The sequence below is a fragment of the Mycobacterium rhizamassiliense genome, from assembly GCF_900157375.1.
Taxonomy (GTDB): domain Bacteria; phylum Actinomycetota; class Actinomycetes; order Mycobacteriales; family Mycobacteriaceae; genus Mycobacterium; species Mycobacterium rhizamassiliense.
The window spans coordinates 3,353,851-3,377,926 of sequence record NZ_LT721901.1 but is presented as its reverse complement, the minus strand read 5'-3'; the positions used below and the strand labels follow the sequence as shown (position 1 = coordinate 3,377,926).

Below are 24,076 nucleotides of genomic sequence, written 5' to 3'. Positions count from 1 at the left end.
TGCGCTGCTGCACCGCGTCGACGAAGGGCCGCCATTCGGGGAATCGTTCGTCGTCGATGTCGTGCTTCCCGGCCTCCGGTATACCCGGGACCGGTGACAACTACGCGGCGAGCGGGCTGTAGTCGGTGGTGCGCTGCCGGGCCGGGCGGCCGATGCCCTCGGCGATCGCGGTCAGCTCCGCCACCGTCTTGGCCGAGCCGTGTTCGGAGCCGGCCATCCGCGAGATGGTCTCTTCCATCAGCGTGCCGCCCAGGTCGTTGGCGCCACCGTTGAGCATCACCTGCGTGCGCTCGATGCCGAGCTTGACCCAGCTGGTCTGGATCTGGGAAATGCGGCCGTGCAACATGATTCGCGCCAGCGCGTGCACCGCCCGGTTGTCGCGATGGGTGGGCCCGGGACGCGATGCTCCGGCTAGGTACAGCGGCGAGCTCTGGTGCACGAACGGCAGAGGCACGAACTCGGTGAAACCGCCGGTGCGGTCCTGGATTTCGCGCAGCACGTTGAGGTGGCCGACCCAATGCCGCGGGCTGTCGACGTGTCCGTACATCATCGTCGACGACGACCGCAGGCCCACCTCGTGCGCGGTGGACACGATGTCGATCCACATCGACGTCGGCAGCTTGCCCTTGGTGAGGACCCAGCGCACCTCGTCGTCGAGGATCTCGGCGGCCGTGCCCGGGATGGTTCCCAGTCCGGCCTCGCGCAGGCTGATCAGCCACTCGCGCACGCTCAACCCGCTCTTGGTCACGCCGTTGGCGATCTCCATCGGCGAGAACGCGTGCACGTGCATCGACGGCACCCTGGCCTTCACGGCGCGCACCAGGTCGGCGTAGCCGGTGACCGGCAGTTCGGGATCGATGCCGCCCTGCATGCAGACCTCGGTCGCGCCGTCGACGTGCGCCTCCCAGGCCCGGTCGGCAACCTCCTGCGCCGACAGTGAATACGCGTCAGCGTCACCCTTGCGCTGCGCGAAAGCGCAGAACCGGCAACCGGTATAGCAGATGTTGGTGAAGTTGATATTGCGGTTCACCACAAACGTCACGTCGTCGCCGACGGTGTCGCGGCGCAGCGAATCGGCAAGCGCGGCAACGGCTTCCAGCGCGGCCCCGTCGGCGGTCGCCAGTGCCAGGTATTCGTCGTCGGAGCAGCCGGCGGGATCGCGTTCAGCCGAGGCCAGCGCGGCGAGCACGTCGGTGTCGATACGCTCCGGGGCCCGGGCGGCCAGCTCGTGCACGCGGTCGCGGATCGACTCCCAGTCGCCGAAGGCGCTGTCCAGATCGCTGCGGGCCTCGGTGTTGCGGCCCTCGGTGTCGATCGCCGCGTTGAGGTCGACGCGCCCGCTCGACTGCGCATCATCGGGTTCCTGCCAGGGCAGGCCGCTGGGATTGACGTCGCGCGCCAGGCCGGTCTCCGGATCCGCCAGCGCCACAACGTGTCCGCGCACCCGCGGGTCGATCCACGCGGCGCCCGCCTGGACGTATTTTGGTTGCGCGGTCAGCCGCTGCATCAGGTCGTAGCCGGCTTCGGCGGTGACCGCCTCCAGCTCCTCGAGGGCGGGCCAGGGCCGTTCCGGGTTGACGTGATCCGGGGTCAACGGCGATACCCCGCCCCAGTCGTCGACCCCGGCGGCGACCAGCGCCAGGCATTCTTCGCGCGACACCAGGTTGGGCGGCGCCTGAATTCGCATGCCGGGCCCGAGCACCAGACGCGAAACCGCCACCGTCGCCAGGTAATCCTCGATCCCGGCATCCGGGACGCCGGCCATCACGGTGTGCTGCTTGGCCCGGAAATTCTGCACGATCACTTCTTGGACGTGCCCGAACTCCTTGTGCGACTTACGAATAGCGTGCAGGGTGTCGGCGCGTTCGGCCAGTGTCTCACCGATACCGACCAGCAGGCCGGTGGTGAACGGAATGGACAACCGGCCCGCGTCGGTGAGCGCCCGCAGCCGCACCTCCGGGTCTTTGTCCGGGCTGCCGTAGTGCGCAAGCCCTTTCGTCTCGAACAGCCGCCGCGATGTCGTCTCCAGCATCATGCCCATCGACGGCGCGACCGGCTTGAGCCGCGACATCTCCGACCAGGTCATCACGCCGGGATTCAGGTGCGGCAACAAGCCGGTTTCCTCCAGCACCCGGATCGACATGGCGCGAACGTAGGACAGCGTGGAATCGTAGCCCCGTTCGTCGAGCCACTCCCTGGCCTCCGGCCAGCGGTCTTCGGGCCGGTCACCGAGGGTGAATAGTGCTTCCTTGCAACCGAGTTCGGCTCCGCGCCGGGCGACGTCCAGGATCTCGTCGGGCTCCATGTACATGCCGGCGCCCTGGGCGCGCAGCTTGCCCGGCACGGTGACGAAAGTGCAGTAGTGGCAGTTGTCCCGGCACAGGTGGGTCACCGGGATGAAAACCTTGCGCGAGTAAGTGATCGGCAGCCGGCCGTTCGGGCCGCGGCGGCCTGACGAATCCAGGCCGGCGTCGCGGACCCGTGCCGCGCTGGCGCACAGCTCGGCCAGGTCGACGCCGCGGGCGGTCATCGCCAGTGCCGCCTCGTCGATGTTGAGCGCCACGCCGTCGCGGGCCCGGCGCAGCACCCGCCGCAGCGCGGACGGGCTCGCCTTCGGTGGGACGGCAGGACTGGGCAATGCGGTGGGCTCCGGTGTCAGCGGCACTATGGTGTAACTTTCCCGCGATTGAATTTCATCCGCGCGTCCCGAGAAATATTGGTGACAGGGGCGGGCGACATACGCAAAACAGTAGCTCCCACGCCCGGCCCCGACGCGGTCGACCGTCCCGGCGAGTGCGCCGAAAACCTCAGCCGTAGTGCCCGTGCCGCCATAACACCCACACCGGAGGCACCACCCCCAGCACGATCAGCACCAGGGCCCCGTACGCGAGCACGCCCTGACCGCCCAGGATGATGTCGTCGCCCGGGCCCCCCATGCTGAGCACGGCCACGGTCAACAGCCACGTCCAGAGCGGCAAGGCGGCCAGTCGCGGCGACTTGGTCCAGCGCGCGGCGGCCCACACCAGCGCGGCGTTGACCAGCCCGCTGATCAATCCGCTGATCGGAAACGGCACGGAGCCGATGTAGAACGGCAGCAGCAGCGCTCCGGCCAGAGCGGAGAGGATCCCATCGACGGCCAGCAGAGTCAGGACGACACCACGAATAGCCGGATCTGTTACGCCGACGTCTTCGAGGGGCGCGACGCGTGGCTTGGTTTCGATCAGGTCGGGACGCTGTCGATATTGGACATGATCGAGCCGATGACCCACTGCAGGCTGTCCAGGCGGTCCTGCCAATGCTGCTGGTTAGGGTCCAGGTCGGGGTCCATGCGAAATCCTTCCGTGGCTGCCTCTTAGGCAGCCTACCGCGCGCCGGGAGCGGCGAGGTCGAGTCCCGCGAGCAGATCCGTCTCCCAACCGCGCTCGTCGCGGTCCCCCGCCGAGCCGGCGACCAGCACATAGTGCTCGTCGCCCAGGATCGGCAGCGCCATGTTGTTCGACAGCGCGCAGGCTCGACCGGTCGGGCCGACCACCACCTGGGTTGCATGTGCGGCAAGCGCCGCCGACTTCGCCGCGCGCGCGTCCGCACCGGTTTCGACGACGGCGTCGATCTTGTCGTCGGCGTAGCCGAAGTCGAATTCCTCGCGCGGCGGGATCGCCCACCCGGGCAGCATGTCGTCGCTGCCCAGCGCGGCCCAGCCCGCGTCGAATGCGCTGTCGGCCAGGACGGTCCAGTAGAACTTCGGCACCTGCCACGGCTGGCCCGGATAATCGTCGCCGCCCGCGGCGGCGATCGCGGCGGTGGTGACCTCGTGGGCGTGGATGTGATCGGGGTGGCCGTACCCGCCGTTGGGGTCGTAGGTGACGACGACGTGCGGGCGCTGCTCGCGGATGATCGCGACCAGCGCCCCGACGGCCTCGCGGTCGTCGGCGTCGATGAACCGTTGCCAGCGGCGCTTTGGGGTGCCGGCCATACCGGAGTCGCGCCAGCGGCCTGCGCCGCCGAGATAGTTGGGCGCGCCGACCCCGAGCACCCGCAACGCCGCGGTGAGCTCGCCGATTCGGTAGCCGCCCAACTGATCTGCGCGATCGAAGGCGAGCTCGGCCCAGCGGTCGCCGATCACCTCGCCCTCCTCGCCGAGCGTGCAGGTGACGACCCGCACCTGCGCCCCGCGGGCGGTGTAGTGCGCGATGGTGGCCCCGTTGCTGAGACTCTCGTCGTCTGGATGTGCGTGCACGAACAGCAGCCGGGGGGTCTCAGGCATCACTGAACCCTACCGTCGGCGCAGCAAATAGGAACGGCGATGGCTACTATCGTGAAATGCCGCACGCCACCCAAGCCGCCCCGAAGTGCAGCCGCAGCCGCCGGCGCGGCGAGGTGCTCGAACGTGCGCTCTACGAGGCCACGTTGGCCGAGCTCGCCGAAGTCGGCTACGGCGGCCTGACGATGGAGGGGATCGCCGCGCGCGCCCACACCGGCAAGGCGGCGCTCTATCGGCGCTGGGGCAGCAAGCACGACCTGGTGCACGCCGCACTGGTTTTCGCGCTGCCGCCGGTGCCCGAGCCGCGTGCGGGTCGCTCCGCCCGAGACAGCCTGCTGACCGTGTTCACCGCGCACCGCGATGTGTTGGCCGGCAAGACGCTCTTCCCCAGCCTGGACACCATCCATCAGCTGCTGCACGAGCCCGAAATGCGCATCATCTTCGCCGACGCCGTGGTGGGCCCGCGCCTGCAACTCGTCGAATCGATCCTGCAAAACGCCATCGCCGCAGGCGAACTCGACCCGGCCACCGTGACCCCGCTGACCGCGCGCGTCGGTCCGGCGTTGATCAACCATCACTTCATGCTCACCGGGGAACCGCCCAACAAGCGCGACCTGGCGGTGGTGGTCGACACGGTGATCCCGCCGCGGGCAACCACCCGCGCGTCGGCCAACTGATCCGCTAGGGCCCGGTCTTAGTCCACTGGCCGGCGTCGCCGACGATGCCGACCGGCACCGCGCCCGACAGGCTGACGTTCTGCACGCTGGGGCCTGCCCCGACGATCGTGGTGTCCTGCAGGATCGGCAACACCGTCGACATGTTCCACAACCGCGGTTCGACCGCGGTGATCACGTCGCTGATGTTCTTGGTGCCGTTGAGCGCGGCGTCGATGTTCGACTGGATGCTGCGGTCGCAGATACCGGTCAGGTTCGACGGCGCCTGCACCAGCGCGCCGGGATCCGGCGGGCGGCTGGGCGGGCTCGGCGACGGCGGCGGCGCGGACGGCGGCGCCGACCCGGGCGGGGTGCCGGGCCGCGTCGACGCCGGCCCGCTCGACGGCGCATTGGCGGTCGGCACCGCCGTCGCCTCGATGGCGGGGCAGCCGTACCGCGAGGCCAGCAGCGTCGCCAGGTTGCCCCCGGCCTGATGCCAGCCGACGATGGCGTCCACCTGGTGGTTGTTCAGGGCGTCGCGGTACAGCGTCACCGGGTCCAGGGCCGACACCGACGCGGCGATGCCGACGTTGCGCAGCTGGTCGGCGGCGGTGTTGGCCACGGCCACCGCGGTCGGGTCGTTCGCCGCCACCCCGATGACCAAGGACAGTTGCTTGCCGTCCTTGCTGATTCGGCCCCGGGTCGCTTCCGGCGGCCCGGTACCCGGCGCGGGCGTCGACTCGGGAGTGGGTGAACCCGAGGCGGTGCTCTCGACCTGGTACCCGGCCTCTGCGAACAACGCGAGCGCCGCCGTCTTCGTCATCGCTGGTGGCGCGGTCGGCACGTAGCCCGGGTCGCTGGGCGAGCGAATCTGGGCCTGGTCCAGCGTCACCGTGTTGTCGCTGCCGGCGCCCACCGCGGCGAGCAGGTCCACGTCCAGCAAGCCCAGCAGCGCCTTACGAACTTGCGTGTCAGCCAGTTTGGGCTCGATGGCGCGCAGCGTGAGCTGCATGACCCGCGGCGTCACGATCCGGGCGGTCCGCACGTCCGGGATCGCGGACAGCTGGGCGAAGGCCGCCGAGCCGCCGTGCACCTGGGCCACCTGGGTGTCGCCGTTGCGCACTGAATCGGCCAGCGCGGCGGGCGCACCGGCCCGGCGGAACAGGATCAGCGCGGGCTTGGCGGGCGGGCCCCAGTAGCGGTCGTTGCGGGCGATCAGGATCTCGTCGCGCTGCGGGTCGATGTTCTCGGCCCGGAATTGCCCGCCGGTGACCGGCAGCGCCCGCGCCAGCCCGGCGGCGAAGCCGCCCGGCACGTCCTTGACGATGTGGGCCGGCAGCAGGTTGCTGAACAGTTCCTTCCACGCCGGGTACGGCTGCGCGAAGGTGACGACGGCCTGCTTGCCGCCCTCAAGCGACTGCACGCCGGTGATCAGGTCATAGCCGGCCGGGTCGACCACGCCCGGCTGCGTGACCATCTGGTGCCACAGGTACCAGAAGTCGTCGGCGCCGATCGGGGCGTTGTCGGTCCACTGCGCCTCGGGCCGGATCTTGTAGGTGACGGTGAACGGGTTCTGGTTGGTCACGTCGGCGGACACCAGCAGGGTCGGGTCCAGCTCCCAGCGCGACCCGGTCGCGGTGGCGGGATCCGGCACCGGCCGAAACGCGCTGGGCAGCACCAGCGCGCTGATTGCCGCGTTCACCGGCGACAGGTCGGACAGCAGATGCGGGTTGAACCCGGCGCCGATCGAGTCGATGCCCATGATGATCTGGCTGACCCGGGCCGGCGGCGGCGGCGCGTTGTGCGGCGTATCGGTGCTTTGCGGCGCGGGCGGCGGGTTCGCCGTGCAGGCCGCCAGCGTCAGGCCCACCGCGGCGAGCAGCACGCCGATCGTCGCGATGACGTGACGGGCTCGATGTAGCACGACCAAGACGTTATCGAGCGCCGCAGATGCGGCTCGGCGAAACCCGCGGGCGTAGCGAGTCACCAAGCTAGCTCCGAGCCTTTTCTCTCGCCTTGCTGCGGGCCCGGGAGGTGGCGTCCAGCTGCACCTTGCGGACCCGCACGATCTCTGGCGTCACCTCGACGCACTCGTCGGCAGCGCAGAATTCCATGGCCTGTTCCAGATCGAGTTCCAGCGGACGGGCCAGCGTCTCCATCACGTCGGCCGTCGAGGACCGCATGTTGGTCAGCTTCTTTTCCCGGGTGGCGTTGATGTCGAGGTCTTCGGCGCGCGGATTGATGCCGACGACCTGGCCCTCGTAGGTGTCCTGGCCGGGTTCGACGAAGAACTGGCCGCGATCGGCAAGCTGGATCATCGCGAACGGCGTGATGGTGCCGGTGCGGTCGGACACGAGCGACCCGGTGTGGCGGGCCCGGATCTCCCCCGCCCACGGCCGGTAGCCGTCGAACACCGCGTTGGCGATGCCGGTGCCGCGGGTGAGGGTGAGGAAGTCGGTGCGGAACCCGATCAGGCCGCGGCTGGGCACGATGAAGTCCATCCGGACCCAGCCCGCCGCGTGGTTCGTCATCTCCTCCATGCGGCCCTTGCGGCCCGCCATCAGCTGCGTGATCGCGCCGACGAATTCCTCCGGGCAGTCGATCGTCATCGCCTCGAACGGCTCGTGCAGCTTGCCGTCGACGGTCTGCGTGACCACCTGCGGCTTGCCGACGGTGAGCTCGAAACCCTCGCGACGCATCTGTTCGACCAGCACCGCCAGCGCCAGCTCGCCGCGGCCCTGTACCTCCCACGCGTCGGGCCGGTCGATGTCGACGACCTTGATGGAGACGTTGCCGACGAGTTCGGCGTCGAGCCGCGACTTCACCATGCGGGCGGTCAACTTGTGACCCTTCACCTTGCCCGCCAGCGGCGAGGTGTTGGTGCCGACGGTCACCGAGATGGCGGGCTCGTCGACGGTGATGCGTGGCAGCGCGTGCGCGTGGTCAGGGTCGGCGAGGGTGTCGCCGATCATGATCTCCGGGATGCCCGCGACGGCGACGATGTCGCCGGCGATGGCCTCGTCGGTGGGCGTGCGTTCCACGCCCTCGGTCACCAGCAGTTCGGTGATCTTCGCGTTAGTGATGACGGGATGGCCGTCCACTTCGCGCATCCAGGCGACCTGCTGGCCCTTTTTGATGCGGCCCTTGTAGATGCGGATCAGCGCGAGCCGCCCGAGGAAGGCCGACGCGTCCAGGTTGGTCACCAGGGCCTGCAGCGGGGCCTCCGGATCGCCCTGCGGGGGCGGGATGTGCTCGAGCAGGACGTCGAAGAGCGGGTCGAGGTTGTCGCCCTCGGGGTTCTGGCCGTTGGCCGGTTCCGTCGTGCTGGCGATGCCGGCCCGGCCCGAGGCATACAGCGTCGGCAGGCCGAGCGCGTCCTCGGCGGCCTTCTGCGCTTCCTCGTCCAGGTCCGACGCGACGTCGAGCAGCAGGTCGTGGCTCTCGGAGACGACCTCGGAGATCCGGGCGTCCGGCCGGTCGGTCTTGTTGACGACCAGGATCACCGGCAGGTGCGCGGCCAGCGCCTTGCGCAGCACGAACCTGGTCTGCGGCAGCGGCCCTTCGGACGCGTCGACCAGCAGCAGCACGCCGTCGACCATGGACAGCCCGCGCTCCACCTCACCACCGAAGTCGGCGTGGCCCGGGGTGTCGATGACGTTGATGACCGTCGTCGTCCCGTCCGCATGCCTGCGATGCACGGCCGTGTTCTTGGCCAGGATCGTGATGCCCTTTTCCTTCTCCAGGTCCCCGGAGTCCATCAGCCGCTCGACTGCGTCGTCACCTCGGTGGTGCAGCGCGCCGGACTGGCGCAGCATCGCGTCTACGAGGGTGGTCTTGCCATGGTCGACGTGGGCGACGATGGCGACATTGCGGAATGGCACGTCGGTGATTGTGGCAGCGGGGGGGCCTAGAAGGCGAACTGGCTACCGAACCGGCAGGTGCCGGAGCCCAGGACGCGGACTCACCAGCCCCGGCGGCGCGGTGCCGATCCGACCATCTGCCCCTTGTCCGTCGCCTCGCGGCTGCGGTAGACGATGTAGGGCCGGAACAGGTAGACGACCGGGGCGCTGAACGCGTGCACCAGCCGGGTGAACGGCCACAGCGTGAACAACACCATCCCGATCAAAGCGTGCAGCTGGTAGTCCAGCGGGGCGTTGATCATCACCTCGCCGTGCGGCTGAAATATCCAGATCCGCCGGAACCACATCCCGACGGTGTAGCGGTAGTGGAACTCCCCGCCGTGCGGCCCGGTGCCGATCAGGTCGCAGTACAGCCCGACCAGAATCGCCAGCACCAGCACCACATACATGACCTTGTCGCTGCGCGAGGTGGCCATGGTCACCGCCGGGCGGGTGATCCGCCGGTAGATCAGCAGCCCAATGCCGATCAGCGTCGCGATGCCCGCCATCGAGCCCGCGGCGACCGCCTGCATGTGATAGAAGTGGTCGCTCATCTTCAGCATCTGGGTGACCTTCGGCGGGATGAACAAGCCCATCACATGGCCGGCGAACACCGCCAGGATGCCGAAATGGAAGATCGGGCTGGCGATGCTGAGCAGCCGCGACTCGTAGACCTGCGACGAGCGCGAGGTCCAGCCGAATTTGTCGTAGCGATAGCGCCACCAGGTGCCGACGATCAACACCGTCAGAGTGACGTAGGGCGCGATGTCCCAGAACAGGACGTTGCTAAACACTTGACGTTCCTTTCCGGGGCGGCACGGTCAGCTGAAATGGTTGCAGCCCAACGGATTCCGCGGGGGGCCCGGCCTTCGCCAGCCGCTGGGCGCGGCGCACCTCCTGATCGGTGGCCACCGGCAGGGTCGCGCAGACCGCCGCCACGGTGGGCTCGTACGGCGAGCCGGCGTCGGCCAGCGCGCCCCGCAACACGTCGATGGGCACCCGGTGCTCGGTCAACAGCCGCCGCCCGACCGCGGGGTCGACGGTCGCGGCGAATTCCAGCACGACGGGCAGATGATCGGGCGCCTCGCTGCGCGGGGGCTGCACACCGGCCTCGCGGTAGGCGGTCGCGAACTCGAGCATTTCCCGGCCGCGGTTGCGGGTGTCCCCGGCGGTCCAGTAGGTCAGGTACATGGTCGCGCGGCGGCGCATGTCGAACGTCGCGACGTAGTCCATCGCGGCGGCCATTGGCTCGCGGGTGCGCAACGCGACGACCGTCCGTTCGAGCAATGCGGCCACCGGCCGGTCGATATGGCTGATCAGTTCGTCGACGTTGTCCAGCCGCGTGGCCAGCTCGTCGTCCGGGTAGGCCAGCAGTAGCGACGCCGCCTGCCACACCAGCCGGTCCTGAATCGTCCGGTTTCCGACGCGGTCCCGGAACGGGGACAGCAGCTTCATGTCCGATGCTCCTCGGGGAACATTCCGGCGGGCACCTTGTGGCCGTCCCAGTTGAGCAGGTTCACCCGGGAGCGCTGCTGGGCGTGGAACGTCTCGACGGACACGGGCGTCGGTTCCGGCTCGTACATGCCGGGGCCGCCGTCGCTGTCCAAGGAGCAGCCCATCTGCTCCAGGTCGCGCGCCTGCGGGTTGAACGCGGTCGGAATGACATAGCGGTCTTCGTATTTCGCGATCGCGAGCAGCCGGTACATCTCGTAGATCTGCTCTTCGGTCATCCCCACCGCGTGCGGTATGTGGGCCTGGGGTTCGCGCCCGAGGTTGATGTCGCGCATGTACGAGCGCATCGCCGCCAGCCGCTGCAGCACGCCCTCGACCACGCCGGTGTCGCCGGCGGTGAACAGCTCGGCCAGATACTGCATCGGGATGCGCAGCGCGTTCAGCGCGCCGAACAGGTTGCCCACATCCTCCCCGTCGTGGCCGTCGCGGCTGACCGCGTCGACCACCGGCGACAGCGGCGGGATGTACCAAACCATAGGCATGGTGCGGTATTCCGGGTGCAGCGGCAGCGCCACCTTGTATTTGTGGATCAGCGCGTAGACCGGTGAGCGCTGCGCGGCCTCGATCCATTCCTCGGAGATGCCGCCCGCGCGCGCGGCGGCGATCACCTCGGGGTCGCTGGGGTCCAACAGGATTCGGCACTGCGCCTCGTAGAGGTCCTTCTCGTCTTCCACCGAGGCCGCCTCCAGCACCCGGTCGACGTCGTAGAGCACCAGGCCCAGGTAGCGCAGCCGTCCCACGCAAGTCTCCGAGCAGATGGTCGGCAGGCCGACCTCCATCCGCGGGTAACACAGCGTGCACTTCTCTGCCTTGCCGGTCTTGTGGTTGAAATACACCTTCTTGTAAGGACATCCGGACACGCACATCCGCCAGCCGCGGCAGCGGTCCTGGTCGACCAGCACGATGCCGTCCTCGCTGCGCTTGTACATCGCACCCGACGGGCACGACGCCACGCAGGACGGGTTGAGGCAGTGCTCGCAGATGCGGGGCAGGTAGAACATGAAGGTCTCTTCGAGCGAGAGCTTGACCTCCTCGCTGACCTTCTTCAGGATCGGGTCTTTGGCAAGAGTTTCCGGCGAGCCGGCCAGGTTGTCGTCCCAGTTCGGCCCCCAGGACACCTTCATCGGCTTGCCGGTGAGCTGGCTGCGGGGCGCGGCCGTCGGGAAGGTGTCACCGGCTGGCGCGTTGGTCAGGTTCTCGTAGTCGTAGGTCCACGGCTCGTAGTAGTCCTCGATGATCGGCAGCCGCGGATTGGCGAAGATGCGCAGCAGCTTCGCGATGCGGCCGCCGTCACGCAGCCGCAGCCGGCCCCGCTTGTCGCGGATCCAGCCGCCGCGCCACCGCTCCTGGTCCTCGTAGGTGCGCGGATAGCCTTGGCCGGGGCGGGTTTCCACGTTGTTGAACCACACGTACTCGGTGCCGGAGCGGTTGGTCCACGCCTGCTTGCAGGTCACCGAACAGGTGTGGCAGCCGATGCACTTGTCGAGGTTCATCACCATCGCCAGCTGCGCCATGACTTTCATCAGTAAGTCACCTCCTGGCTGCGACGACGCACGATCGTCACCTCGTCGCGCTGGTTGCCCGTCGGGCCCAGGTAATTGAACGCGAACGCGTGCTGGCCGTAGCCGCCGGCCAGGTGACTGGGCTTGATCCGCACCCGGGTCAGCGCGTTGTGGTTGCCGCCGCGCTTATTGTTGATTTCGCTGCGTGGCGTGTCCACGGTGCGTTCCTGCACGTGGTAGACGAACACCACGCCGTCGGGCATGCGGTGGCTGACGATGGCCCGGCACACGTAGATGCCGTTGACGTTGACCGCCTCCACCCAATCGTTGTCCTGCACTTGCAGTTTGGCCGCGTCGCCCGGGCTCATCCACATCGTCGGGCCGCCGCGCGACAGTGACAGCATGTACAGGTTGTCCTGATAGGTGGAGTGGAACGACCACTTCGAGTGTGGCGTGAGATACCGCACGGTCAAACCGATCCCGTCCTCGGTGGGGCCGAGTGCGGGCTGGCCGAACAACCGTTTCATGTCCAGCGGCGGCCGGAAGACCGGCAGGTGCTCGCCGAGTTCCTCGATCCAGTCGTGGGCCAGATAGAAATGCATCCGCCCGGTCAGGGTGTGGAACGGCTTGAGGTTCTCGATGTTGATGGTGAACGGCGCGTAGCGGCGGCCACCCGTTTCGCTGCCCGACCATTCCGGACTGGTGACCACGGGAACCGGCCGCGCCTGGGTATCGGCGTAGCTGATGCGCCTTTCCTCACTGCCCTCGGCCAGGTGCACCAGCCGCTGGCCCGTGCGCTTCTCCAGCTCGTGGAAGCCCTCGACGGCGAGCCGGCCGTTGGTTGTTCCGGACAGCAGCAGCAGGACGTCGGCCATCCGCGCGGCGGTGGTGATGGCCGGACGACCCGCTCCCACACCGGTATTCATCACCCCGAACTTCGCGGCCAGCTCCTCGACCTCGCGGAAGGGGTGCACCGTGACGCCCTTGGTGGTCAGCCCGAATTTCTCCACCAGCGGCCCCAGCGTGATCCATTTGTCGTAGATCGCGCCGTAGTCGCGCTCCACCACCGTGAGCTTGCCCATCGACCGCCCCGGCACCGGGATGGCGCCGGTGTGCAGCCAATCGTCTTCGGTGCCATCGGGATACGCCATAGCGTCCGGCGTATCGTGCTCCAGCGCGGTCATCACCACATCGCTGCGGGTGCCCAGGTGGTCCTTGGCCATCGCGCTGAACGCGCGGGCGATCGCACCGAAAGCGTCGAAGTCCGAACGGGTTTCCCACGGCGGGTCGGTCGCGGCGCTGAACGCGTGCACAAACGGGTGCATGTCGGTGCTGGAGATGTCGGCCTTCTCGTACCAGGTCGCGGCGGGCAGCACCACGTCGGACACCAGCGTCGTCGAGGTCATCCGGAAGTCGATCGACATCATCAGGTCGAGCTTGCCCTCCGGCATGTCCCCATCGCAGACCACGTCGAGGGGCCGGATCCCGTCCTCCGGCGGCTGCGCCATGATGTTGGAGTCGGTCCCCAGCAGATGCCGCAGGAAGTATTCGCCGCCCTTGCCCGACGAACCAATCAGGTTGGCGCGCCACACGGTAAGCACCCGCGGCCAGTTGTCGGGGTGGTCGGGGTCGGTCACCGAGAGCTTGAGCCGGCGCTGGCCGAGCTGCTCGGCGACGTAGTCGGCGACGTCGCGCCCGGCGGCGCGCGCCTCGTCGGCGACGTCGAGGCTGGAGCGGTCGAACTGCGGGTAGAACGGGCTCCACCCCATGGCGACCGCGGACGCCAGCAGATCCATGGTGTGCTTGCCCGCGAACCTGCCCCGGCCCACCGGGCTGGCCAGCTTGTCGGCGCCGTACCCGTCGTAGCGCCATTGGTCGGTGTGGGCGTACCAGTACGAGGCGCCCGGCACCTGCCGGGGCGGGCGCGTCCAGTCGGTGGCCATCGCCATGGTCTGGAATCCGGTGAGGGGCCGCACCTTTTCCTGACCGACGTAGTGGGCCCAGCCACCGCCGTTGCGGCCCATCGACCCGGTCAGCATCAGCAGTGCCAGCACCGCGCGGTAGATCGCGTCGCTGTGGAACCAGTGGCAGATGCCGCCACCCATGATGATCATCGAGCGGCCGCCGGACTCCTCGGCGCTGCGCGCGAATTCCCTGGCCACCCGGATGGCCTGCGCGGCAGACACTCCGGTGATCGCCTCCTGCCAGGCCGGGGTGTTCTGGTGGGTCGCGTCGTCGAAGCCGGTGGGCCAGTCACCGGGCAGTCCGGGCCGCGCGACCGCGTACTGGGCGAGCATCAGGTCAAAGACGGTGCACGCCAGGTGTTTACCGATGCGGCGAACCGGGACGCCACGCGCCACGGTTTGGCCCTCGCCGTCGACCGTGTCGAAGCTGGGCAGGTGAACCAGCGCAGTTTCGTCATTTTCGTTGGCGCCGTGCGCATCTCGCACGCTCAGCGCCGGGGCCAGACTCCCGAGATCCAGGTTCCATTTCCCCATGCCGTCCTCGCCGTAGCGGAATCCCAGCGAGCCGTGCGGCACCACGATCTTGTTGGTCGCCTCGTCCAGCAGCGCGGGCTTGAGCGCCGCGTTCTCGACGGCCTCCCCCAGATCCGCCGCGGTGAGGTTCTTGCCGGGCACCAGCATGTCGCCGCGTTGTTCCAGCTTGATCAGGAACGGCAGGTCGGTGTAGCGGCGCGCGAAGTCGGCGAAGAACGGAACCTGTTTCTGCACATAGCATTCCGAGAGGATGACGTGGCCCATCGCCATGGCCAGCGCTCCGTCGGTACCGGCCGCGCACGGCATCCACTCGTCGGCGAACTTGGTGTTGTCGGCATAGTCGGGGCTGACGGTCACCACCTTGGTGCCGCGGTAGCGCGCCTCGGCCATCCAGTGCGCGTCAGGCGTGCGGGTGATCGGGACGTTGGAGCCCCACATCATCAGGTAGGCCGCGTCCCACCAGTCGCCGGATTCGGGCACATCGGTCTGGTCGCCGAACACCTGCGGCGAGGCCACCGGAAGGTCGGCATACCAGTCGTAGAACGACGTCATGGGGGCGCCGATGAGTTCGTAGAACCGCGAGCCAGCGGCGTAGGACACCATCGACATCGCCGGAATCGGCGAGAACCCGGCGACGCGGTCGGGGCCGTAGGTCTTGATGGTGTGCACATGGGCGGCCGCGATCATCTCGGTGGCCTCGGCCCAGGTGACCCGCACCAGGCCGCCCTTGCCGCGGGCCTGCTGATAGCGGCGCCGGCGCTCGGGGTCGGCCTGGATGTCGGCCCAGGCCAGCACCGGGTCACCGAGCCGGGCCTTGGCCTCGCGGAACATCTCGATCAGCACGCCGCGCGCATACGGGTAGCGCACCCGCGTCGGCGAATAGCTGTACCAGGAGAACGAGGCGCCCCGCGGGCAACCGCGCGGCTCGTATTCGGGGCGGTCCGGGCCCACCGACGGGTAGTCGGTCTGCTGGGTTTCCCAGGTGATGATCCCGTCCTTGACGTAGATCTTCCACGAGCACGATCCCGTGCAGTTCACCCCGTGCGTGGACCGGACGACCTTGTCGTGGCTCCAGCGGTCGCGGTAGAAGACGTCGCCCTCGCGTCCACCCTGCCGGGTGACGGTGCGCAGGTCCGCCGAGAACTCGCCGGGCGTGAAGAACCGCCCGCTGCGTTCCAGCAGTTCCTCGAGAGCTCCACCCACATGCGGCGTGACCGTCAAAGCATCAGCCTCCTACTCGTTAACGTCGTGCCTCGGTCGCCGGGTTCAGGCGCATCGATTCCGTTGCGCTGGAGAGGTGTTGGCTGCCCGTCAGTCCAAGCCCGCCTGATCCGGCGTCGACGCCGTCGCCACGCCGCCGAGACATTCATCGCGATCGTTATCGGCATGTACTTACGAGGTTAGGACTGTTGGCTGCAATTAGCTCCCAGTTTCACGCGTGTCCGCTGCCATGGCGCTGGACGTTGGCTGAGGGAAAACTGTGGACTTGTCGAGAGCCAGCTCAGAGGGCTGCGGCCAGGTCGTTCAACCAGCCGCGATCGGCGGGTACCCAGTCCACGCCGGGCAACTCCTGCGCGCTCACCCAGCGCAACGCGCGGTGGTCGTGCGGGTGCGGTTCGCCCCGAATAAGCCGCACCCGGTAGGCCCGCAACGTCACCGCACCGTCCAGGGCGATGTCGGCGCCCAGGCGGTCCCCCACGACCACGTCGTCGGCGCGTAGGCCCAGCTCCTCGGCCAGCTCACGGGCCAGCGCGTCGGGCTCCGATTCCCCCGGCGCGACCTTGCCGCCGGGCAGTTCCCAGCGGCCGGCCAGCTCGGGCGGGCGGGTGCGCTGCGCCACCAGGAGGGTGGAGCCGCGGATGACGGCCCCGGCGACGACGATCTGCGTGGGCACGGCCGCGTCAGCCCCCGACGGCGCTCTGCACCGCCTCGACGAATGCGCGCAGGTCGCGCTCGCGGTTCTCCGCGGCCAGCGGCCAGTAGGTCACCCGCAGATCGGTCACCCCGGCCTTGGCCTGGGCCGCCGCGGCCGTCGCGACGGAGGCCAGGTCGGGCCGGCCGTCCGCGCCGGCCTTCACGCGCAGCGCGCCGCTGACGCCGAAGCCGTCCGGGTCGCCGCCGGCGCGTTCGACCTCGGCCCGCATCCGCCCGATCCCGCCTGCGATGTCGCGGGCGTCGGCGCCCCACGGGATCCAGCAGCTGCCGAAACGGGCGAGCCGACGGGCGACGCGCCGGTTGACCGTCCCGCTCACCCAGATCGGCACCCCGCCGGGCTGGGCGGGCTTGGGCATCTGATGGATCCGGTCGAAGCTCAGCCGGGCCGAGCTGTGGCTCACCTCGTTCTCGCGCCACAGCCGCTGGCACACCTCGAGCGTCTCGTCCAATAGGGCCCCGCGGCCGTCGAAGTCGACGCCAGCGGCTTCGTATTCCTCGCGCTGCCAGCCGACGCCGACACCGAGGTCGACTCGGCCGCCGGATAGGACATCAAGGGTCGCAACGGTTTTCGCGAGGACCGCGGCGGGCCGCAACGCGGCGAGCAGGATGTTGGTGCCCAACCGGATGCGATCGGTGCGCGCCGCAAGAAAGGTCAGCACGGTCAGCGGCTCCAGCCAATGCCCGTCGGGCCCGGTGGGCTGGCGCCCACCCTCGGTTCCGCCCGTCGCGGGGTTGGCGTAGGCGTCCATGTTCATGCCGAACGCGATGTGCTCGGACACCAGCACGCGGTCGAACCCGCAGCGCTCCAGCAGCTGCGCCCAGTCGGTGAGATGGTCCCAGCTGGGGGGCGCCTCGGCCGAGAAGGAGGGAATTCCCATGGACAGCTGTATGGAGGCCATGCGGTAGGTTAACCGACCACCGCCGCCCGGCCGCCGGTCATACCGGTGAATTTTTGGAAATGGCTGCCGTGCAACGACTTCCGTCGAACACCCGCGGGCGGGGAGCTATCCCGCGCCCACAGCGGTACCGTTGGGCCTATGGCTGTGTTAACGGATGAACAAGTGGACGCCGCACTGCCCGAACTCGACGGCTGGGAGCGGGCCGACGGCGCCCTGCGCCGCTCGATCAAGTTCGATAGTTTCCTCGCCGGCATCGACGCGGTGCGCCGGGTGGGCGAGCACGCCGAGAGCAAGGATCACCATCCGGATATCGATATTCGTTGGCGGACGGTGACTTTCGCACTGGTCACGCACTCCGAGGGCGGCATCACCAAGAACGACGTCGAGATGGCCCGCGACATCAACGGCATCGTCGCGGGCTAGCTGTACTGACCACGGACGTTGGTGACGGCGTGGCGTGGTGACATGACGAAGACCTCCGAGTGAAGTGCGAGCTGTCTAGGAAAGCACTCACTACCGGAGGTCTTCGTGTCCCACCGTAATGCCCCATTGTCAGAAACGGGTCGGCTGCGGCTTGCTCGTTGTGTTGTCGAGGACGGTTGGCCGCTGCGCCGGGCCGCCGAACGTTTCCAGGTCGCGGTAACCACCGCGGCGCGCTGGGCAGGCCGTTATCGCGCACTTGGGGAGGCCGGCATGGCCGACCGCAGCTCTCGGCCCCATCGCAGCCCGAATCGCACACCCACTCGTAGGGAGCGGCGCATTATCAAGGTCCGCGTTACGCGGCGATGGGGGCCTGCGCGAATCGGCTACTTGCTTGGCCTTCATCCCTCGACCGTGCACCGCGTGCTGGCCCGCTACGGGTTGGCCAAACTGCGTTGGCTAGATCGCCCCACCGGCCGTGTCGTTCGCCGCATCGAGGCAACCCAATGCGGCGAAATGGTCCATGTCGATGTCAAAAAGCTCGGCAAGATCCCCGCTGGCGGCGGGTGGCGGATGCTGGGCAAAGCCGTCGGCAAGCGCAACAAACAGGCCGACAAAAGCGGCGGCATCACAACCCAATACCGCAATCCGCGGCGCGGCTATCACTTTCTGCACACCGCCATCGACGGGTACTCCCGGCTGGTCTACAGCGAACTGCTGACCGACGAGCGCAAAGAAACAGCTGCCGCGTTTTGGATCCGCGCGCAATCGTGGTTCAGCGAACGCGGCATAACAGTACGAAAAGTATTGACCGACAACGGCTCCTGCTATCGATCACACGCATTCAGCGATGCGCTGGGCACCGTTGAACATCGCCGGACCCGCCCGTATCGACCCCAGACGAACGGCAAAGTGGAGAGATTTCACCGCACACTGGCCGACGAGTGGGCCTACGCCCGGCTCTACCGCACCGATGCCGAACGCTGTGAGCAATTCACCACCTGGCTACACATCTACAATCATCACCGCGGCCACACGGCACTCAAAGGTCAACCACCCGCTAGCCGCGTACCTAACCTCTCAGGTCAGTACAGCTAGCCCAGCGGTGAGGCCGCCTTCGCGGCGGGCTGCCCGGGACCAACCGGTTCCGCGGCGCGTCCGCGGCCGGCGGCGATCACAACCAGGGTGGCCAGCGTCGCCACGATGTAGATCAGCCCGGCCCAGGCCAGGTACCAGGGACGGCTGATCTGCCAGATGGTCGGCTGCGCGAACAACAGCAACCACGGCACGCCGATGACGGTGAGCGCCAACCAGCCCCAGCCGGCGATCCGCGCGGCGCGCCGCACGCGCAGCGGGCCGTGCAACAGCCAGATCATCAGCGGCACCAGCCACACCCAGTGGTGCGTCCACGAAATCGGCGACATCAGCAGGCCGAACAGCTCGACCACCAACAGCTTGCCCAGCCGGTCGGCGGGATCCAGGGCGCGCCAGGCCAGGATGGCCAGCACGGCGGTGACGGCGATCCCGATCAGCACCGGCGCGCCGAAACCCGCATCGTGGCCGACGATCCGCGACACGCCGCCGCGCCAGGACTGATTGATCGACGTGGCGATGGGCCCGACGCGATGCGCGTCGCCCAGCAGCTTGGTGAAGTAGTAGCGGGTCTCGTCGCCGGCGATCAGCGCCGACACCCCGACCGTGGCAAAAAAGACGACGGCCGAGAACACGGCCGCGCCGAAACGCCGGACGCCGACGAGATAGACGCCGCCGATCGCCGGCGTCAGCTTGATGCCGGACGCCACGCCGATCAGCAGCCCGGCCAGCCACCAGCGCGTGGTGTAGGCCGCCCAGAGCACCGCCAGCGTCACGAAGACATTGACCTGCCCATAGTCGAAGTTGCTGCGCAGCGGCTCGATCCAGATCGCGATCGCCGTCCACGCCATCGCGACACGCCGGCCCGCCCCCTGCGGCACGCCCATCAGCCGCTGGCTGACCCGGACCACGCCGTACAGCGCGGCGATCATCGCGACCTGCCATCCGAAGGCCGCCGCGCCGAACGGCAGCAGGTGCAGCGGATAGAACACCACCGCCGCAAAGGGCGGGTAGGTGAACGGCAGCGGGAAGTCCGCCGTCTGCTCGGAGTAGACGTAGTTGTACAGCGCGCCCGGATGGTCGAGCTGCCCCGCCCCGCCGAAGTAGACGTGCAGGTCGACGAAGTTCGCGCCGTGCGGGGCCAGGTACGTCCAGCCGAGCCGCGCGGCCACGCTCACGATCAGCAGCAGCGGCGCGGCCGTATTGAGCAGACTCGCCAGCCGCCGGGTCGTGGGTGCCGCCGGGGCGGCCGAAATGTTTTCTATCCGCCCGACTTTAGTGCGACGGGCATTTCGCGGGTGTTGGGTCACCGCTGCCGCTCGGATCCGTAACGATCAAATAAATGCCACACGTGTCACTTGAGTCCCATCAGCATCAAAGTAGCTTCGGGTCAGTCACCTGTTGTCGATCCCTTGGGGGAGCAATGCCAACCATTTGGACTTACGCGAAAGCCGCCGCCGTTGTTGTCGGCTCATCCGCAGCGCTACTGACGGGCGGCATCGCCCACGCCGATCCCGTTCCGGCGGTTCCGGACCCGATGCAGAACATTCCGCAGCAACTCATCGCTTCGGTGGCCAACGCGCCGCAGATTCTGCAGAACTTCGCGACTGCGCTCGGCGCGCAGCCGCCCGCCGCACCGGCCAGCCCCGGCATCACCTTCCCGGGCCTGACCCCGGCCTCGGCGGGGACAGCGACGTCTCCGGCGGCGGTCCCGTCGATCCCCGGCCTGTCGCCGGCCACCCCGGCGGCGCCCGCGGCTCCGTCGATCCCCGGACTGAACGCGATCCCGGGGCTGGCTCAGGCCACCACGCCGGCGGCGCCGGCCGCTCCCGCGGCTCCGTCGCTTCCGGGGCTGAACGCGATCCCGGGACTGACGCAGACGGCTCCGGCCGCCGCGCCCGCACCGACGTCGAACCTGCCCCAGGTGGCGAAGGTCGACATGCCGGCGCTGCCCGGCATGCCGCTGAACGTGCCGCCGAAGCTGTCGTTGCCGGGTGATTTGTCGGCGCTCACCTCGGGTCTCATCCCCGGGGCGGCGACGGCACCTGCCGCGGTCGCACCCGCCGCGCCTGCGCCGCTTGCGGCGCCGGGGCTGCTGTCCGCACTGCCCTGACCGGCAGCCCGTTAGACGACTAACCCACTACCGAGGACCGGAGGACATCGTGGGAAGCACTTGGAATCTGTCCAAAGGTGTGGCCGCTGTCGTCACGGCATCGGCTGCCGCGTTCGGGCTCTGCCCGAGCGCGGCGGCCGATCCGGGGGCACCGCTGCCGGCACCGCAACCGAACCCCGCCCAGCAGCTACCGGGCCTGCCCGCGCTATCGCAGCTGAGCCCGATCATTCAGCAGGCGGCCGGCGATCCCGGCCAAGCCACCCAGCTGCTGATGGCCGCCGCACAGGCGTTCGCTCACACCCCGGCGGCACCCGCCGAGTCCAAGAACGTGGCGGCGGCGGTGAATCAGTTTGTCCAGGAACCGGGTTCGCCGCTTCCCGGCGCGCCCGCCGCGGCACCCGCCGCCGCGCCCGCGGCCCCGACCTTGCCGGCCGAGCATGTACCGGCGGTCGGCATCGAGCCCGGCTTCCAGTCCCACCTGCCGCAGGGGGTCGACCCCGTCCACGCGGTCGGTCCCGCGCCCGCCGCGGCGCCGGGACCCGCACCTGGCCCCGCTCCGGCGGCGGCTCCCGCACCTGGTCCCGCGCCGGCCGCGGCTCCCGCAACGGGACCGGCACCTGGGCCCGCGCCTGCGGCGGCTCCCGCAACGGGACCGGCACCTGGCCCTGCCCCGGCGGCGGCACCCGCACCCGCCGCTCCCGCTCCGGCGCCCGCGCCGGCCGCCGCGGCTCCGGGCTTCGGCCCTGACGCCCCGGTCACGCAGGACTTCATGTACCCGTCGATCGGCACGAATTGCCTTGCGGACGGCACCAGCGCGATAGCGACGGCGCTATCGGTGGCCGGGCCGGCCAAGATTCCGACGCCCGGCCCCGGACCCGGCCAGACCGCTTATGTGTTCACCGCGGTCGGCACACCCGGACCGGCCGAGACGCAGAAGCTGCCGCTGAACGTCACCTGGGTCAACCTGACCACGGGCAAGTCGGGCACCGTGACGCTCAAGCCGCGCACCGACATCAACCCCGAGGGGCCGACGACATTGACCGCCATCGCCGACACCGGCCCGGGCAGCATCATGTCGACGATCTTCGGTCAGGTCACCACCAAAGAAAAGCAGTGCCAGTTCATGCCCACCATCGGCTCGACGGTGGTGCCGTAAGCCCCTCCCCTGGTGCGAGCGGGTGTCCGATCCCCGGCACCCGCTCGCTTCAGGTCAGTAGGCCATGAACAGGATCGCGTCGCGGTCGTAGTCCAGGCCCGGATGCACTTTGGAAAGGTGATCCTGGGTCAGCTCGACCAGCTCGTCCTCGTCCTTGCCGACGATGGCTTCTCCGCACGGACACGTGATGTGTGTCTTCACGTTGGTGCCTTCCCTTCTGGTGAATCTACTTGGCCGCCTTGGCCGCGGCTTTCATCTGCTTTTTATACGCTCGCACTTCGCTCATCGACTGGGCGTCGACGATGTCGGCGACCGAGATGTGCGTGCCGGCCTTGCCGAACTGCCCGGCCGCCGCGCGCCAGCCCTTCGGGGTGACGCCGTACTGCTTGCCCAGCAATCCGAGAAAGATCTGCGCCTTCACCTCGCCGAAGCCGGGCAGCCCCTTGATGCGCCTCAGCAGCTCGTCGCCGTCGGGGTCGCCCGCGGTCCACAGGCCGGCGGCGTCACCGTCGTAGCGGTCCATGACGATCTGCGCCAGGGTCTGGATGCGCTTGGCCATCGACCCCGGAAACCGGTGTATTGCAGGCCTTTCAGAGCACAGCGCGGCGAACTTGTCGGGGTCGTAGTCGGCGATCTCGGCGGCCGAGAGACTCCCGCCGCCCATCCGGTCCGCGATCTTCTTCGGTCCCGCGAAGGCGGTCTCGAAGGGCACCTGCTGATCGAGCACCATCCCGATGAGCAGGGCCAGCGGATTCTCGTCCAGCAGCGCGTCGGCCTCGGGATCTTGAGCGAGCCACAGTTTCACTGTCTACAACCAACCCTTCCGCAGAACACCCTAGGACCGATGGGCCATGGTTGGGAGAGTACTCACCGCGACGGTGGCGGCGACCAGCAGATAACCACCCGGTTATGGTGGCGTGGTGGTCGATGACGCCAAACTGGAGCTGATGCTGGCCCGCGACGAACTGCATCAGCTCGTCACGTCCTATTGCCGGGCCGTCGACCGCTCCGACTATGCGGCGCTGCGGCAGCTGTACCACCCCGACGCGACGGACTCGCACGGCTCGTTCTCGACGGGCGGCGTCGAGCAGTTCATCGCGCAGCTGCAAGCGGCCGAGCCGTATGTGCGTGTCTCCCAACACAACATCACTACGACGAACTTCGTGGTCGAGGGCCCTGACCATCAGACCGCCCGCGGCGAGGTCTACTGCCTGGTGTTCCACACCTTCGCCGGTCCCGGCCACGACATCGACGTGATCATCGGCGGGCGGTACCTGGACAACTACACCAAACACGACGGCCGGTGGAAGTTCAGTGCGCGCACCATCGTGGCGGACTGGTCATACCAGAACGACCCGTCGCAGGTGAACTTCGAACACCCCAGCACCCGGGGCAGCCTGCGCGGCCAGCCGGGTCAGGCCGACCCGTCGATCGGCTTCTTCGCGCCCCAAGCCTGAATCCCGACGAAAGACCCTGCGTCCCAACGGGTTAACCGCTCTTGCGGCGGAACTCCCGGTGGTTGCCCGCGGCGCCGTGCGCCCGCGACTGCTTGCCGCCGGTGTCTTTGTGGTCGGACGCGCCCGACGACTTGGACATCTTGCGATCCAGGGCCTCGCGGAACTTGCGCTTGTTATCGTCCTCTGCCCCCGCAGCGTCCTGCTTGGACTTCGATTCAGCCATACCGGCAGCCTAGCGCTTGCCCGGCGGCATGCCGTACACGTGCGAGATCGGCAGCGTCAGCAGCACCCGGCGATCGGTGACCATCGCCTGCCGGTACTCGTCCCAGTCCGGATGCTCGCCAGCGATGTTGCGATACAAGGCAATCAGCGCCTCGACGGTGTCGTCGCCGGGGGCGGCCGCCGGGGGCGTCAGCTCCGCGATGCCCTCGGCGACCGCGTACGACCAGCCGTCGTCGGCGTCGACCAGGATCGAGGCCCGGGGGTCGCGGCGCAGGTTGCGGGTCTTTGCCCGCGGCTCGGTGATCGACACCCGCACCACCACCTCGCGCGGGTCGAAGTGATAACTCACGTTCGACAGTTGGGGCCGGCCGTCGCGTTTGATGGTGGCCAGCACCCCGAGGGAGTTTCCGCTGATCACGGCCAACAGCTTGTCGTCGAAGACTTGGCGTCCCATGTA

Annotated in this window: 22 protein-coding genes; 6 read left to right on the top strand and 16 right to left on the bottom strand. The window is 68.7% G+C overall.

Going from position 1 to position 24,076, the window contains the following annotated elements; all coding sequences use genetic code 11:
• Positions 1 to 100 precede the first annotated feature (100 nt).
• The 3 genes from MRAB57_RS16560 to mshB all read right to left on the bottom strand — a co-directional run bounded on the left by MRAB57_RS16560 (position 101) and on the right by mshB (position 4,264).
• Complete coding sequence (locus tag MRAB57_RS16560) at positions 101 to 2,665, bottom strand: bifunctional FO biosynthesis protein CofGH (RefSeq protein ID WP_077088319.1); 2,565 nt, start codon at positions 2,663 to 2,665, stop codon at positions 101 to 103.
• A 142-nt stretch (positions 2,666 to 2,807) separates the two neighbouring features.
• Positions 2,808 to 3,269: a hypothetical protein gene (locus tag MRAB57_RS16555; RefSeq protein WP_077088318.1), complete on the bottom strand. Its 462-nt coding sequence runs from the start codon at positions 3,267 to 3,269 to the stop codon at positions 2,808 to 2,810.
• Between the two features lie 92 nt (positions 3,270 to 3,361).
• Positions 3,362 to 4,264 (bottom strand): N-acetyl-1-D-myo-inositol-2-amino-2-deoxy-alpha-D-glucopyranoside deacetylase, encoded by a 903-nt coding sequence (gene mshB, locus MRAB57_RS16550; protein WP_077088317.1) that lies wholly within the window; start codon positions 4,262 to 4,264, stop codon positions 3,362 to 3,364.
• A gap of 56 nt (positions 4,265 to 4,320) precedes the next feature.
• Between mshB and MRAB57_RS16545 the strand changes: the two genes are divergently transcribed.
• The gene (locus tag MRAB57_RS16545) at positions 4,321 to 4,938 is read left to right on the top strand and encodes a TetR/AcrR family transcriptional regulator (RefSeq protein ID WP_077088316.1); all 618 of its coding nucleotides are present in this window, start codon (positions 4,321 to 4,323) and stop codon (positions 4,936 to 4,938) included.
• Positions 4,939 to 4,942: 4 nt separating this feature from the next.
• On the opposite strand, the gene MRAB57_RS16540 is transcribed toward MRAB57_RS16545, so the two are convergent.
• The 8 genes from MRAB57_RS16540 to MRAB57_RS16505 all read right to left on the bottom strand — a co-directional run bounded on the left by MRAB57_RS16540 (position 4,943) and on the right by MRAB57_RS16505 (position 17,159).
• Positions 4,943 to 6,844, bottom strand: coding sequence for an ABC transporter family substrate-binding protein (locus tag MRAB57_RS16540; protein WP_077088315.1), 1,902 nt, complete (start codon positions 6,842 to 6,844; stop codon positions 4,943 to 4,945).
• A 61-nt stretch (positions 6,845 to 6,905) separates the two neighbouring features.
• Positions 6,906 to 8,795, bottom strand: a complete 1,890-nt coding sequence (gene typA / locus MRAB57_RS16535) for a translational GTPase TypA (protein WP_077088314.1) — start codon at positions 8,793 to 8,795, stop codon at positions 6,906 to 6,908.
• Positions 8,796 to 8,875: 80 nt separating this feature from the next.
• Complete coding sequence (gene narI / locus MRAB57_RS16530) at positions 8,876 to 9,607, bottom strand: respiratory nitrate reductase subunit gamma (protein ID WP_077088313.1); 732 nt, start codon at positions 9,605 to 9,607, stop codon at positions 8,876 to 8,878.
• Positions 9,600 to 10,268: a nitrate reductase molybdenum cofactor assembly chaperone gene (narJ, locus tag MRAB57_RS16525; RefSeq protein WP_077088312.1), complete on the bottom strand. Its 669-nt coding sequence runs from the start codon at positions 10,266 to 10,268 to the stop codon at positions 9,600 to 9,602. Before narJ ends, narI begins: the two co-directional genes overlap by 8 nt.
• Positions 10,265 to 11,848, bottom strand: a complete 1,584-nt coding sequence (narH, locus tag MRAB57_RS16520; protein WP_077088311.1) for a nitrate reductase subunit beta — start codon at positions 11,846 to 11,848, stop codon at positions 10,265 to 10,267. Before narH ends, narJ begins: the two co-directional genes overlap by 4 nt.
• A complete protein-coding gene (locus MRAB57_RS16515; protein ID WP_077088310.1) occupies positions 11,848 to 15,546 on the bottom strand; it encodes a nitrate reductase subunit alpha in 3,699 nt (1,232 codons plus the stop codon). Before MRAB57_RS16515 ends, narH begins: the two co-directional genes overlap by 1 nt.
• A gap of 280 nt (positions 15,547 to 15,826) precedes the next feature.
• Entirely contained in the window at positions 15,827 to 16,219 is a 393-nt protein-coding gene (locus MRAB57_RS16510) for a (deoxy)nucleoside triphosphate pyrophosphohydrolase (protein WP_077088309.1), read from the bottom strand.
• 7 nt (positions 16,220 to 16,226) lie between these two features.
• Positions 16,227 to 17,159: a TIGR03619 family F420-dependent LLM class oxidoreductase gene (locus MRAB57_RS16505; RefSeq protein WP_077088308.1), complete on the bottom strand. Its 933-nt coding sequence runs from the start codon at positions 17,157 to 17,159 to the stop codon at positions 16,227 to 16,229.
• 138 nt (positions 17,160 to 17,297) lie between these two features.
• Between MRAB57_RS16505 and MRAB57_RS16500 the strand changes: the two genes are divergently transcribed.
• Together MRAB57_RS16500 and MRAB57_RS16495 are read left to right on the top strand one after the other, a co-directional pair.
• Positions 17,298 to 17,582: a 4a-hydroxytetrahydrobiopterin dehydratase gene (locus MRAB57_RS16500; protein WP_077088307.1), complete on the top strand. Its 285-nt coding sequence runs from the start codon at positions 17,298 to 17,300 to the stop codon at positions 17,580 to 17,582.
• 105 nt (positions 17,583 to 17,687) lie between these two features.
• Complete coding sequence (locus MRAB57_RS16495) at positions 17,688 to 18,677, top strand: IS481 family transposase (RefSeq protein WP_077086674.1); 990 nt, start codon at positions 17,688 to 17,690, stop codon at positions 18,675 to 18,677.
• Here MRAB57_RS16495 and MRAB57_RS16490 read toward each other — a convergent pair.
• A complete protein-coding gene (locus tag MRAB57_RS16490) occupies positions 18,674 to 19,981 on the bottom strand; it encodes a mannosyltransferase (RefSeq protein ID WP_077088306.1) in 1,308 nt (435 codons plus the stop codon). The two genes, MRAB57_RS16495 and MRAB57_RS16490, sit on opposite strands and share 4 nt — an antisense overlap.
• A gap of 113 nt (positions 19,982 to 20,094) precedes the next feature.
• On the opposite strand from MRAB57_RS16490, the gene MRAB57_RS16485 reads away from it, so the two are divergent.
• Both MRAB57_RS16485 and MRAB57_RS16480 read left to right on the top strand, forming a co-directional pair.
• A complete protein-coding gene (locus MRAB57_RS16485) occupies positions 20,095 to 20,784 on the top strand; it encodes a hypothetical protein (RefSeq protein WP_077088305.1) in 690 nt (229 codons plus the stop codon).
• Between the two features lie 49 nt (positions 20,785 to 20,833).
• Entirely contained in the window at positions 20,834 to 21,940 is a 1,107-nt protein-coding gene (locus tag MRAB57_RS16480) for an Rv1157c family protein (RefSeq protein ID WP_077088304.1), read from the top strand.
• 54 nt (positions 21,941 to 21,994) lie between these two features.
• Here MRAB57_RS16480 and MRAB57_RS16475 read toward each other — a convergent pair whose 3' ends face one another.
• Together MRAB57_RS16475 and MRAB57_RS16470 are read right to left on the bottom strand one after the other, a co-directional pair.
• A complete protein-coding gene (locus MRAB57_RS16475; protein ID WP_077088303.1) occupies positions 21,995 to 22,141 on the bottom strand; it encodes a DUF1059 domain-containing protein in 147 nt (48 codons plus the stop codon).
• 25 nt (positions 22,142 to 22,166) lie between these two features.
• The gene (locus tag MRAB57_RS16470; protein WP_077088302.1) at positions 22,167 to 22,745 is read right to left on the bottom strand and encodes an HhH-GPD-type base excision DNA repair protein; all 579 of its coding nucleotides are present in this window, start codon (positions 22,743 to 22,745) and stop codon (positions 22,167 to 22,169) included.
• A 112-nt stretch (positions 22,746 to 22,857) separates the two neighbouring features.
• Here MRAB57_RS16470 and MRAB57_RS16465 point away from each other — a divergent pair, with 112 nt between their 5' ends.
• Positions 22,858 to 23,397: a nuclear transport factor 2 family protein gene (locus MRAB57_RS16465; RefSeq protein ID WP_077088301.1), complete on the top strand. Its 540-nt coding sequence runs from the start codon at positions 22,858 to 22,860 to the stop codon at positions 23,395 to 23,397.
• Between the two features lie 31 nt (positions 23,398 to 23,428).
• On the opposite strand, the gene MRAB57_RS16460 is transcribed toward MRAB57_RS16465, so the two are convergent.
• Together MRAB57_RS16460 and MRAB57_RS16455 are read right to left on the bottom strand one after the other, a co-directional pair.
• Positions 23,429 to 23,620 carry a DUF5302 domain-containing protein gene (locus MRAB57_RS16460; RefSeq protein WP_077088300.1) on the bottom strand — a complete coding sequence of 64 codons (192 nt, stop codon included), beginning with the start codon at positions 23,618 to 23,620 and terminating at the stop codon, positions 23,429 to 23,431.
• Between the two features lie 9 nt (positions 23,621 to 23,629).
• Positions 23,630 to 24,073, bottom strand: a complete 444-nt coding sequence (locus MRAB57_RS16455) for a PPOX class F420-dependent oxidoreductase (RefSeq protein ID WP_077088299.1) — start codon at positions 24,071 to 24,073, stop codon at positions 23,630 to 23,632.
• Positions 24,074 to 24,076 lie beyond the last annotated feature (3 nt).